Genomic DNA, 12,688 nt, shown 5'->3' on the forward strand with positions numbered 1-12,688 from the left:
ATAAGTCCAGTTTTCTTGATCTGCATTAATTTTTTATTCGTAATTGAAGTGAATCAGTTATTTTAGTTTTAATTCAATTGTATCACCCATTCATCCTATGACCCAATTTTTTCCAAGGTTTCTAATTTTTCTTTTGGTGTTTGCGACCATAAATTCTTGTGCTTTCAAAGGAATTCACCGGGATAAGAATCTAATATTTACTCAGACAGATAATACCGATTCAATTCCTAGCAAAGAGTTGAACGTATTTTACCCAAAAAAATCAGAAAATCTACCCGTCATGATCTTCTTGTATGGAGGAAGTTGGAAGAGTGGGAAGAAAGAGATTTATAACTTTCTGGGAAGCCGGATGGCTAGAAGAGATGTGGTAACCGTCATTGCAGATTATCCACTTTCTCCTGATTATCAAGTGGATGATATGGTGAAAGTTGCTGCTCAGGCAGCTCTTTGGACAAAAAATAATATCAGTAAATACGGGGGAGATCCAGATGAGATTTTCATTTCAGGTCATTCTGCAGGTGCGCATCTGGCAGCTGTATTGGCCACAAATAATAAACATTTTGAAGCACTAGGAGAAGAAAACCCAATTAAAGGAGCGGTGTTGATTGACCCTGCAGGATTGGATATGCATTGGTACCTGAGTGATTTTCCTGAGGAAGGCAAAAAGTACATGAAAGCTTTTTCGGAAGATCCAGACTTTTGGGAAGCCTATTCTCCCATTAATTATTTAGAAAGGCAATCAATCCCTTTACTGATTTTGGAAGGGGAGAGGACTTACCCCAGTATCTCCACCAGTATAGATCGTTTTTTAGAGGAAGCCGAAGAGCAAGAGTTTGAAATTTCTTATGAATTCTATCCTCACAAAAAGCATATACCTATGATTACACAATTTCTCTATACAGGGAGCAAAGGGTATGATGATGTTTTGGGATTTATCAAAAAAGAGAGTGAGAAAGTACCTAATTCATCAGGCTTTTAAGCTTAGTTTGGGTCCACGTCAACTACAAAACGTACGGATCTAAACTCTGGCTTGCCATTGAGTTGGATAATGATTTCTCCTAGTTTTTGCTTGAATTCCGATTGGGAACTTCCCGAGCGATCCAATTTGATGATACTTTCAAATTGATATTGGTTTTTAATTCTCCCAATCATCGCTTTTTCAGGTCCCAAAACTATCTTTTTTACCGCTATGCCAGCCATGTATTGGTGCAAAGCCATGGCTGCTTTTTCAGCAGTTTTGTAATCGCTATTTCGAGTAGTGATTTTGATTAATTTGACGAAAGGAGGATAGTAGAATTTCTTGCGTTCATGGAGTTCTTGTCTGTAAAATTCAAAATAATCGCCTTTGATGACTTGCTGATAAATAGCTTCATCTGGCCTTCTCGTTTGTACAATAACATTCCCTTTTGTTTCTCTTCTTCCTGCTCGCCCAGCCACCTGGGTAATTTGTTGATAGGCTCTTTCTCCAGATCTAAAGTCCGGGAAATTTAAAATTCTGTCCCCATCCCAAATTCCTACGACGGTCACATTTCCAAAGTCTAATCCTTTGGTGATCATTTGCGTGCCTACTAAGATATCCAAGTGTCCCGCACCAAATTCATCAAGCAACTTTTGATAGCCATATTTATTCCTGGTGGTATCCAAATCCATTCTTCCAATTCTTGCCTCAGGGAAAAGTAAGCTTAAAGATTCTTCTATTCTTTCTGTGCCCATCCCCATTGTCGCTAACTGTGAGCTTCCGCAGGCAGGGCAGGCAGGAGGAACTTTCTCCTTATATCCACAGTAATGACAGCGAAGCTCTTCCGAAAACTGATGGTAAGTTAAGCTGACATCGCATTGAATGCATTGACCGGTCCAGCCACAATCCTCACATTGAATGTAGGGGGAGTAGCCTCTTCTATTTTGAAAAATCAAGACTTGTTCTTGGCGGTCTAAAGCCTCTTGGATTCGTTCCCTCATCAGTCGGGTTGTGTCCACTTTTAGGAGATTTTTACGCTTATCTCCGGCCAAGTCTGCAAGATGGAATTCTGGAAGGTTTGCCTTCCCATAGCGTTCTGGAAGTTCGACCAAACCATATTTTCCTCCCTCAGTGGCATTATGGTAAGATTCAAAAGAAGGAGTCGCTGAACCCAAAAGTGTTTTTGCCTGATGAAAATAGGAAAGCATCACCGCAGCATCCCGAGCATGAAATCTAGGTGCCGGATCAAATTGCTTGTAGCTGGACTCATGTTCCTCATCTACAATGATTAAACCAAGGCTATCAAAAGGAAGGAAAATGGAAGACCTCACCCCTACAACAAATGGGAATCTTCCGGATATCACTCCATTCCAAACTTCCACACGTTCATTGTCCGAATACTTGGAATGATACACTCCCATTTGCCCACCAAAAACTTGTTTCAGTCTTGATACAATTTGTGTGGTCAGCGCAATTTCAGGCAATAGCATCAATACTTGTGAGCCAGAATCCAATACTTCCTTGATCAGCTGAATATAAATCTCGGTCTTTCCACTGCCTGTAATCCCGTGCAGCAAAGTCGCTTGAAAGCTATTGAAGTGGTTTTTAATTTCAGAAAGTGCAATTCCTTGTTTTTCGGAAAGAACGATTTTACCAGCAGTAACTGCGGTTTCATCAATTCTATTGACGACTTGTTTGTAAGACTCAAAGACTCCGTTTTTGATTAAAGTTTTTAGCGAACTTTCTGAGTCTCCTTCCTCAAGCAGGGAGGCTTTGTCTAAACCTTTTTCATTTAACTGAGGATTATTGAAAACAGGAACATCTCGAAGGTATTTGAGTAAAATGGACTCCTGTTTGGCTTTTCCTGAAATATTTTCGAATACAGCTTCAAGCGCTTTCTTGTCTTTGGCGATATTAGGATGAATTCTGATTCGGGTCTCTACTTTGGGGCTGTATTTATCCTGAACCCTCTCAAAAATCAAAATGGCTTCTTTTGTTACTAAGCTTTTGAGGATGGGGTGAATGGTTTTAATGCCAAGAATCTTTTCACAATCCTCGTAGCTGAGTTCAGAGCTATTTTCAAAAGCATCTAAGATTTTTATTTCCCTTTCATCCAAAGGGTAGGGGCTTTCTTCAGGATTGAAATTTGGGTTGAGCTGAACTTTGCTTTCACTACTTAGGCGTAGTCCAGAAGGTAATGCAGCCAACATGACTTCCCCAATATGACAACAGTAGTATTCTGCCATCCACACCCAAAATCTAATTTGCAATGGGTTTACGCTGGGTGTATCGTCTAAAACATCTAATAGCGGCTTGGCATCATAGGCTTGAGGAGCTTTGCTATGAACTTTGCCAATGATCCCTGTGAGTACTTTCTTCTTACCAAATTGAACAATCACCCGAGAACCGATTTTTATTTGTTCCGAGAGGCTTGATGGAATTCGGTAAGTAAACATGCGAGGGATAGGCACTGGCAGAATAATGTCTGCAAATGCGTTTTCCTCCTCCGGAAATAACTCTTGATGTTCGAATAGACTTTCCAATTTTTAGGCTAAATAAGGAAGTTGAGAAATAGCTTCTTCAAATGTGTTTACCGGTCTCTGGCAGGTATGATCAAAACAAACATAAATTAAAGCATTTCCTTGTGGATCGGGTGTTTTTCCTGTGAGCAAAGGGACAGTATCTGTCATTTTTTCGGAGTGCGCTAAAATCAAATTTGGAAAATACTTTTGATGGAACTCGTTGGCCAGGTCTTTGGCTCCTTTTCCAACAATTGCAATCTCAGCTGTAGGAATTAAATTCTCTAAATATAAACTGGCCCAGTTGCAAAGAAACCCAGGGTCTTTCAGAATTAAGTTTTTCATACCTCCCAGCATTTTCCTTGAAATCTCTGCATATTCATCTTTGTAAGTGAGAATAGAAAGTTGGTGAAGATTTCTTGCCATCAGCGAGTTTGAGGAGGGAATGACGTTGTCAAAAAGCTCTTTTTTGTTTGCTATTAATTTTTCTGAACTTGGGTTGTTGAAAAAGAAAAAGCCATCATTCTCATCATAGAATTCATCTAGCACTATCTTGGTAAGTCTTTCTGCAGACTTAAGATGTGATGCTTCTGAGGTAGCTTCAAAAAGCATGATATCAGCTTTGATCAAAGCAGCATAATCCTCCAAGAAGGCTGGCGTATAGGCAACTCCATTTTTATAGGATCTATAAAGACGACGATCTACGGTTACTTTCTTGGAAATAAAATCACGATTGCTCAGAGCTAAATCTAAAAACTTCTGATCTGAGGTGGCAAAATAGGCCTGAACCAAACCTGAAATCATCAATGCATTCCAGCCACAAAGCACTTTGTCATCTTTGCCTGGATAGATGCGTTGATTCCTAATGGAAAGTAAAGTTGCTTTTACTTCCTTTAGTTTTTGATTCAATACCTCTTCACTAAGATTATGTGCTGCGGCAACTTCAGAATAGCTTTTTGTTTGAAAAAGGATGTTGATACCATCTTCCCAATTGCCTTGGGGTTTAAGGTTATAAAGCTCAGCAAACCATGGCATTTCTTCTGGAATAATAGAGGAAAGTTCTTCATAGGTCCAGGTATAGAATTTGCCTTCTACGCCTTCGCTATCTGCGTCTTGCGCAGCATGAAAGCCACCTTCTTCCTGAAGCATTTCGTCCAGGAGCCAAGTGTAGGTTTCTTGGATTTTCTCCAAGAAGAAATCATCATGGCTTGTTTGATAGGCTTTTGCATATAATTCTAAAAGCTGCCCATTATCATAGAGCATTTTTTCAAAATGGGGAGCAAACCATTCACCATCCACTGAATATCTGGCAAAGCCTCCTTTGAGCTGATCGTAAATTCCGCCCATGCCCATTTTCTTTAAGGTGAAAAGGACCTTGTCTTCTAGATTTTGACTTTTGCTTAACAGGGCGTAGTCTAAAATGAAGTTCCAGATAGCTGGCATAGGGAATTTGGGGATTCGGTTCATGCCGCCCCATTCGGAGTCAATTTGAGAACTCAGCTGAAGAACTGCTTCTGCAAGCTCATCAGGATCTAATTCGATTTTCCCTGATCGAATTCCATATTTTTCAGTCTCATTTCTGGCAATACTTCTCCCAAAACCTTCCGCACTTTCTGCGAGTTTGTCCTCATGATTAGCAAAAGCGTCAGCAATGTTTGCCAGTAAGTTTTTCCACTGTTGATTAGGGAAATAGGTTCCTCCATAAAAAGGTTTTTGGTTTGGCATCAGAAATACGTTGAGTGGCCATCCACCTTGAAGTCCCATGGCTTGAACTGCATCCATGTATATATTATCTATATCAGGTCTTTCCTCTCGGTCAATCTTGATGCATACAAAACTTTCATTCATCAAGTCGGCTGTGAGCTTGTCTTCAAAGCTTTCTCTTTCCATAACATGACACCAATGACAGGCAGAATAGCCAATGGAAACCAAAATGGGTTTGTTTTCTATTTTGGCTTTGTTCAAAGCCTCTTCTCCCCAGGGATACCAATCTACGGGGTTATGTGCATGTTGGAGTAGGTAGGGACTTTGGCTTTCTATTAATTTATTGGAAGCTTGGCTCATGATGGATTTTTAAATTCAGATAGTTGGGAGTTGACTTCTTCCAACTCTTTGGTGAAATCAATTCTGGGGCTCATTCGTTCCAGTTTTTGTTTTAAGCTATTCAAAAACTTCTGATGTGAATTGCTAGCTGGGCTTAGAGGCCGATGGGCAAGGTCCAATTTTAACTGCTTGATTTCATTTAGTAATTGGATCGTCTCTTGAGAAAAATGGGTCTGTATCCATTTTCCCCAAATGTATTCTTCCGCTTGTTGGGTAGGGTGGATCATGTCGGGCTTATAAAAACGATAATCGCGGAGTTCGTCGACCATAATCTCATAAGCTGGGAAATAGCCTACATTTTCAAATTCTCTGGAAAGTTCATCACAGAGAACACGAAGAAGGCTTTTGCTTAATTGATTTTCAGAAATTCCATCCTTGATATGTCTCACAGGGCTTACCGTCAAAACCACATGAATCTGTGGGTTCTCTTTTTTTAATAGCTGAAGCGTATTGACCAAAGATTTCTTCATTTCCTCAAGAGGAGTGAGGCGTTTTTGAAAAAGGTTTCCTTGTTTTTTATGGCAATTGGCCACCAAATCAGAAGTTGATTTTAATTCATAAACCCATGCAGTGCCTAGGGTAAGAATTAGCACATTACTTTTTATAAGATATTCTCTGCATAAAGCAAGTTCCCCAAGAAGCTTTCCTCTCACCTCTACTTTTGATTTCCCCATGATTTTGGAATGCGCCCAATAATGAAAGTGCATGTCATCCCGCTCCAAGTAAAGATCTTCGGGAACATTGGTTTTTTCCAGGCTGGCTTGAAGCAATTGGCTAATCGCCAAGGGGTGGAAGATAGTTCCGAAAGGATTTATGAGGATGTCAAATTTAGAATCCTTCATCCTCTGCCCCATGCTTTCGGCAAAACAGGAGCCAATGCTGAAAAATTTATCCTCGATCTTAAAAGGGCTTTCCTGTTTTGGGATGTCGAACTTTGTGAACCATTGCATTCCCGAAAATACACATTTGGTATCTTAGAAGAGAAAAATAAGGGAGAAGAAAGGTTCAATTCGAACTTATTAAAACCAGGTAAAATCGTGGAATTGAAAAAAAAATACCTGAACATGTGATTTTTTCTTTGATTTAGAGACTAATAGGTAAACTCAATAAAATGAACAAGGAGGAGGAATTTGTAAATCTTATCCAAGAAAATCAGGGGCTGATTTATAAAGTCACCATGGTTTATTCTAAAGATAAGGAGGAGCAAAATGATTTATACCAAGAAATAGTTTACCAAACCTGGAAATCCTTTGATGGATTTAAAAAAGCATCAAAACCCAGTACCTGGTTGTATAGACTTAGTATGAATACGGCTATCACTCATATCAATAAATCTAAACGAAAGCCGCTGATGGTCAGATTAGATCAAAGTCTAATCAATTATTCGGAACCAATTGATGCGGTGAAAGAGGAACAGATTCAATGGCTTTATTCTCAAATCAGAAAACTCAACTTGTTGGACCGAGGGATCATGTTTCTCTTTTTGGAGGATAAAAGTTATGAGGAGATCGCTCAGATTACAGGGATATCCACGAGTAATGTGGGTACCAGAATGTCCAGAATTAAACAAAAGTTAAAGGCAGCAGCAAGTCCAAAACCAATTACAACATGGAACTAGAAGAAATGAAATCACTATGGGGAGACTTAAGTGAAAAGGTAGAAAAGCAAGATAAAATCCAAAAGGAGTTACTTATGGAGATTACAGGGCAAAAATTTAGAAATAAGATGCAGGGGATTAGAATACCTGAGATAATAGGATCTGTGATTTGTTATGCCTATGCAGGGTATTTCATGATTAGTTTTTCAAAGTTTGAACTTTGGTATAACCAGGTTTTTGCAATAATATCCATCATAATCTTGATTTTACTACCTACAGCTAGCTTATGGACTATTAAGGGGATGAGAGCCATCGATATTGCTTCAGATGTCCCAGCAGAGTTGCTGGAAAAATTCAGAACCAATAAAAAAAGGTTCTGGATGGTTCAAAAGTTTGGGATGGTTTTGGGAGTGTTTTTGTTCATGATTATTCTTTCTCCTATTACAGAATTACAAGGAAGGGGAGAAATAATCAACAAGCCAATCTACTGGTTTATTTACGTTCCTGTAGGCTTGATTTTCATGTTCTTCTTTACACGGTTTGTTTATAAGAAGTACAGGGCTGTTATCAATAAGTCTGAGGCACTGTTGTCGGATTTGTAAATGAAAAAAGAGCTGTTAAACAGCTCTTTTTTTTATGTCATCCAGAAGATGTTTTACCTGCATGTCTCCGTAGCCGTATATAGGAACTCTATTTTTAAACTCTCGGAAAACTTTAAGAAAATCATCAGAACCTAATTCTTGAATGATTTGAAGCAGTGTAGCTTTCGGCTTACCTGGGTAATCTCCATGAGGAATGGAATCTTTCCAAGCCTGAACAGCGGCTGGTAAAAATGGAAGTTCATGAGATGCTTGATGTGCAAGTGTTAAGGCTTCATCAATGTGATTTTTCTGGAACATAGTCCAAAGGTTACTCAAGATTGCTCTTTCATTTTTAGTCAAAAGCTTTGCATTTCTGTAGTGCTCCTCAAGTTCCCGTTCATTAAGCTCTGCAAAACCTAATCTTAGGTCAGCTTTTTCCGGTAGTATCAAATAAATGTCACCCTGATGCTTTTCAATCAAGTGCATCACGAACCAAAGGTTTACCTGACAAAATAAATCCAATTCGAACCAACAATAGATTTTTGTGCCGGTAGCAGCAGTCATCATGCTTTCAAATTCAGGGACCGATTTTTCAAAGTAGGAACCTTTTGCTACTTCTGGATAGTGGGAAGAGAAAAATTGATCTCGGATTACCCATAATTCTTCAGTGGATTGGGCTGCTACGGGTCCTTCCACCAAAGCCTCTCTACAGATTGCCTTTTTTCCATGAATGTCGTTGGGGAATTTTTCGGCTAGAGAGTCACCATTTAAGATGTGTAACATGTTTGCTTGTTTTAAGGTATTAATTCATGCTCCGCAGAAAAGAGAATTGAATCCATTCCCGAAGCATGAAATCATTAAATGTTTATAGAGTAAAAACAGACTTTGCTGGGATTAGGTTTCCATCGAAATGTTAATAAACCTTCAAAATCAGAAAGCCCTTTATTAAGTTAAGAAAAAAGGGCAGTTTTTAAGAAAAAGTAAATCAACTCAAATCTATTTTATCTACAATTTTTCTTTTAAGTCTCTTAAAATTGGCTGTGAATTTCAAGTAATTCCTCATCTTTTATTATCGAATATTCATTAATTCGAGTACAATTTGCCCACATTTATCTTCACTCTTCATAAAACTCTATCGGTAAATCATCGGGATCAGCAATAAATGTGAACCTTTTGCCGGTTTCCTTATCCAGCCTAATAGGTTCGGATTCAATTTTTTTGCTGGCTAAATAGTCGATGCATTCCTCAAGATTTTCTACAGAAAAAGCCAAATGTCTTAAACCAACAGCTTCTGGTCTTGATGGTCTTTTAGGAGGGTTGGGAAAGGAGAATAATTCCAAAACATAGACTCCATTTAATGCCAAGTCCAACTTGTAGGATTTTCTTTCCTCTCTGTAAATTTCCTTGATAACTTCCAATCCAAGTTCCTCAGTATAGAACTGTTTGGACTTCTCATAATCCGAGCAAATAATGGCGATGTGGTGAATTCCTTTAAGCTGCATTTAATCCATTAAGTGTTTTTTGAGAAAATCAGCAGTGGCTTGATCTACTTTGACCATATTTGACCATTTCATCCAATGGTGCGTGTCTCCAGGGATAATTATAGATTTATAGGGTTTATCTAACTCTTCAAATCTTCTGATTAAGTCAACTGTTTGAGAAACATTTACATTTCTATCATCATCTGCATGAATGAAAAGTACGGGCGATGTCCAGGTGGAAAGGTCCGAAATAGGGGAGGATTCCCAAGCTACTTGACGAGCTTTATCAATGTCAGAAGGCTGTTCATAATTCGCAGAAAGGCTATATCGGCCATCTAGGTCATGAACACCATGAATGTCGACTCCTACTTTAAATAAATCGGAATCTCTTGCCAGTGCTAATGCGGTCAAATAACCTCCGTAAGATCCTCCATAAATGCCTATTTTGTTTCCATTAACCTGAGGTAGAGATGCTAAAAATTCTCCTCCAGCTTTGACGTCCTGATATTCCACGGCCCCTCTATAGTAAGCTCCTGAAGGCTTGTGGAATTCGTATCCATAGCCAATTCCTAAACGGTAGTTGACGGACAATACCACAAATCCAAGGTTAGCTAAATACTGGTTGATGGCATAGGTGTTTGAGTAATAATCCATGTAACTCCAGCCTAAGAGCATTTGACGCTGTGGTCCGCCATGAACAAATATTACTCCTGGTTTTTCAGAATTTCCTCCTTCTTTTTCAAAAAGTTGCCCATAAACAGTGGTCCCGTCCGGTGCTGTGAATTTAACTTGCTTTGGGGTTACCAGCTGGTCTTGCGGGAAGTCAGAAGGTATTATTGATTCACCCAATAGCTTTGTGTCATTTCCTGATTTGATAGCTACTAAATGAGATCGCTGTGCATCGGCGCTGAAGAAGGCCATTTTCCCTGAGTTTCCTACCCAAACTGGATAGGCTTCAATACCCTCTCCTGAAGTTTCCCAGGTCAGTTTACCGCTTAGAATATCCACGGTACCAATATGTCTTCTGTCCAAATCCTCTTGCTCCGAACCTGTATTGGCGGAGAATATTAATTTTTCTCCGTTTGGGCTTTGCTTAATTTGCTCCACCATATAATCCCCCGGAGTCAAAAGCTTAGTTTCTTTGGAATTTATATCGATAGCGTAGAGGTGTTGCCATCCATCTTCGTATGATAAATAAGCGATATGATCATTTCCTGAGAAAGCAAAGAAAGGGTAGATGTAAGAAGCAGCCAATGTTTCCGGAGCTTCCCATAACTTTTCACTGTCGCCTGTATTCATATCCGCCACCCAAATCTCCCAAGGACTATGTCTTGGTTCCAATTCTGGGAAGGCAGCTCCTCTACCTCCTGGTCTTCTGATATATGCGATCTTTTGGCCGTCTTCCGACCAAGCAATATTGGAGTCGCGATGAAAGGAAGGGTTAACCCATTGGATAGGAAGTCTTTTGTTTCTAAAAATTCCGATCATGGAATGTGTGCCCCGATTTACCACAAAAGCCAAGTCTCCACTAGGAGAATAGGATAGTTCATTGACATTCCCTTTGATTTCAAAAAGTTGAACAGGCTTCTCTGAGCTGGCTAAATCTACAGTCCAAACTTGACCTGCTTTAACATATAACAGTTGATGGTCTTTTCCGATGGAAGGATTATCAGCTTCCACAATCGTTTCAACTTTCCCGCTTTCTAAGTTGATTTTCCAAATCTCTACGTTGGGTAGGATAGGTAAATTTTGGGCATTGACGGTAGAAGAAGCATTGCCTCCTCCGTGATCTCCACCTCTTACAAATACCAGCCAGTTTCCATCCGGGGAAAATTGGAGACTGCTAATTTCTTGCCCATCATCCTCATTGAAATCAGTGAGCTTTTTAGCAGTGAAAGCAGGACCTTCTGCCATATAAACATTCCTTTTACCTTGCTCATTCATCGCCCAGGCTATCTTTTCCCCCGTTGCCGAGCTAGTTAATTCGGAGGGAAAGGAAAACTTCCCCACTTCTTCCATGGTGAAAGTTTGGGAAAAAGCCCATTGAGTTAGGAATATCAGAATGAAGCTGAAATAAAAGGATCGTTTCATGGTTGCTGCTTAAGTTGATTTATTCTTCGGGGTATTTCCTTCTGAAATTAATATTTGTCATGGATCAGGTAGAGGGTTTTTTCTAATTCTCTTTTCAGTTCCGATCCAGATAGAGCGTAGTTGTTTAGGATACATGAAAAGTGGAGGATTTTTCCACTCTTGGTAATCAAAAATCCACTGAGTGCATTACTCATACTTAGAGTTCCAGTCTTGGCATAAATGTATGCGGGCTGGCCTTCGTCAGCTTTATACCAATTCCGGATGGTGCCGGATTCTCCTCCTGCGGGGAAATAGGCTTTAATTTTTTCCAAAGGTACTTCAGCTCGTATCTTCCCAAGCAAGGCAATAATGGACCTTGGAGTGAACATGTTTTTAGCTGAAAGTCCTGAGCCATCTACCCAGATAGGTTCGTCCGGCAAGTCTTTCAACAAGTTTTCTTTCGAGTAAGCAATGGCATCTGAAGTGCTTAATTGATTGCTCAGCTGATCTGAAACCAAGAGCATTAATTGCTCCGCCAAAAAGTTGTCTGAAATCTTCATCATTTGGGCATAGATGCTATCAGCAGGAGTAGTTTGAAGTTTGATAGGATCTTCTTGAAAGTAAGCTTCATTTTGTATAACTCTCACTTTTTTTCCTGATGCCTCAGTCAATAGTTGAGCTGCAAATTCAGCTGAGGTTACAAAGGGGATGTCAGTCTCAAAAGGATCAGAAGGAACCACATCTGTAAATTGGTAACTGAAAAGATTTTTATACCGATCTCTTCTAAACCTGTAGCCATTCCAGCTATCTGTCTTTTTAGCTTCCAGAAAAGGCTTAAATCTTTCAGGGCTAATCGTGAAATTATTTTGGCCTTCTTCAAATTTAAAACGTACGATATTGCCATAGACAGGCAAGGCAGATCTTTCCGTAGCATAGTAATAATTGTACCAATCCCAAGACCATCCTGGTCCAAATGCATCGACTTGTCCAAAATTATCCAAGAGGTATAAATCCTTATCACTCGCTCTCAAGAAATTGATGGCTACTTCATTATCCAAATCAGGATGTAAAAGTCCAGGGTCCCCTGTTCCCCAGAATATCAAGGAATCTCCTTTTTCCAGATAGTTGAGCCCATTGACCAATTCATCTCCTAGAATGGAGTAGGAGGTATAAAAAGTAAATAATTTGGTATTGGATGCAGGAATAAAATATTTATCCGAATTAATGTCCACCAATACTTTGTCCGATTCTGGATCAAGTAGCATAAAGCCCATGTGACCTTGACTTAAAACATCTGAGTTTTTAAGTGATTTGTTGATTTTTTGGACTGTACAGGAGCTGACAAGAATCAGTAATCCAACTAGGAGTTTTTTCATAAA

At 39.5% G+C, this 12,688-nt stretch carries 10 protein-coding genes; 3 read left to right on the forward strand and 7 right to left on the reverse strand.

Annotated elements, in window-relative coordinates; translation table 11 throughout:
- Window positions 1-97: 97 nt before the first annotated feature.
- Window positions 98-979: an alpha/beta hydrolase gene (locus tag ALPR1_RS07495; protein ID WP_008199650.1), complete on the forward strand. Its 882-nt coding sequence runs from the start codon at window positions 98-100 to the stop codon at window positions 977-979.
- 2 nt (window positions 980-981) lie between these two features.
- Here the strand turns inward: ALPR1_RS07495 and priA are convergent, their stop codons facing one another.
- The 3 genes from priA to ALPR1_RS07510 are packed head-to-tail and all read right to left on the reverse strand — an operon-like array spanning window position 982 to window position 6,530.
- On the reverse strand, window positions 982-3,501 hold the full coding sequence (gene priA, locus ALPR1_RS07500; RefSeq protein WP_040302633.1) for a replication restart helicase PriA: 2,520 nt from the start codon (window positions 3,499-3,501) through the stop codon (window positions 982-984).
- A gap of 3 nt (window positions 3,502-3,504) precedes the next feature.
- Window positions 3,505-5,541, reverse strand: a complete 2,037-nt coding sequence (locus tag ALPR1_RS07505) for a thioredoxin domain-containing protein (protein WP_008199652.1) — start codon at window positions 5,539-5,541, stop codon at window positions 3,505-3,507.
- On the reverse strand, window positions 5,538-6,530 hold the full coding sequence (locus ALPR1_RS07510; protein ID WP_008199653.1) for a GSCFA domain-containing protein: 993 nt from the start codon (window positions 6,528-6,530) through the stop codon (window positions 5,538-5,540). The genes ALPR1_RS07505 and ALPR1_RS07510 overlap by 4 nt, the downstream gene beginning before the upstream one ends.
- A 161-nt stretch (window positions 6,531-6,691) precedes the next feature.
- Between ALPR1_RS07510 and ALPR1_RS07515 the strand changes: the two genes are divergently transcribed.
- Both ALPR1_RS07515 and ALPR1_RS07520 read left to right on the forward strand, forming a co-directional pair.
- Window positions 6,692-7,198 carry a sigma-70 family RNA polymerase sigma factor gene (locus ALPR1_RS07515; RefSeq protein WP_008199654.1) on the forward strand — a complete coding sequence of 169 codons (507 nt, stop codon included), beginning with the start codon at window positions 6,692-6,694 and terminating at the stop codon, window positions 7,196-7,198.
- Complete coding sequence (locus ALPR1_RS07520; RefSeq protein WP_008199655.1) at window positions 7,189-7,779, forward strand: hypothetical protein; 591 nt, start codon at window positions 7,189-7,191, stop codon at window positions 7,777-7,779. Before ALPR1_RS07515 ends, ALPR1_RS07520 begins: the two co-directional genes overlap by 10 nt.
- Window positions 7,780-7,794: 15 nt before the next feature.
- On the opposite strand, the gene ALPR1_RS07525 is transcribed toward ALPR1_RS07520, so the two are convergent.
- From ALPR1_RS07525 to ALPR1_RS07540, 4 genes are all read right to left on the reverse strand, one after another.
- Window positions 7,795-8,541, reverse strand: a complete 747-nt coding sequence (locus ALPR1_RS07525; RefSeq protein WP_008199656.1) for a hypothetical protein — start codon at window positions 8,539-8,541, stop codon at window positions 7,795-7,797.
- Window positions 8,542-8,873: 332 nt separating this feature from the next.
- Window positions 8,874-9,260: an SMU1112c/YaeR family gloxylase I-like metalloprotein gene (gloA2, locus tag ALPR1_RS07530; RefSeq protein WP_008199658.1), complete on the reverse strand. Its 387-nt coding sequence runs from the start codon at window positions 9,258-9,260 to the stop codon at window positions 8,874-8,876.
- Window positions 9,261-11,330, reverse strand: coding sequence for a S9 family peptidase (locus ALPR1_RS07535; protein WP_008199661.1), 2,070 nt, complete (start codon window positions 11,328-11,330; stop codon window positions 9,261-9,263).
- A gap of 47 nt (window positions 11,331-11,377) precedes the next feature.
- Window positions 11,378-12,685, reverse strand: a complete 1,308-nt coding sequence (locus tag ALPR1_RS07540; protein WP_008199663.1) for a D-alanyl-D-alanine carboxypeptidase/D-alanyl-D-alanine-endopeptidase — start codon at window positions 12,683-12,685, stop codon at window positions 11,378-11,380.
- Between the last annotated feature and the right edge of the window lie 3 nt (window positions 12,686-12,688).

This window comes from Algoriphagus machipongonensis, from assembly GCF_000166275.1.
Taxonomy (GTDB): Bacteria; Bacteroidota; Bacteroidia; order Cytophagales; family Cyclobacteriaceae; genus Algoriphagus; species Algoriphagus machipongonensis.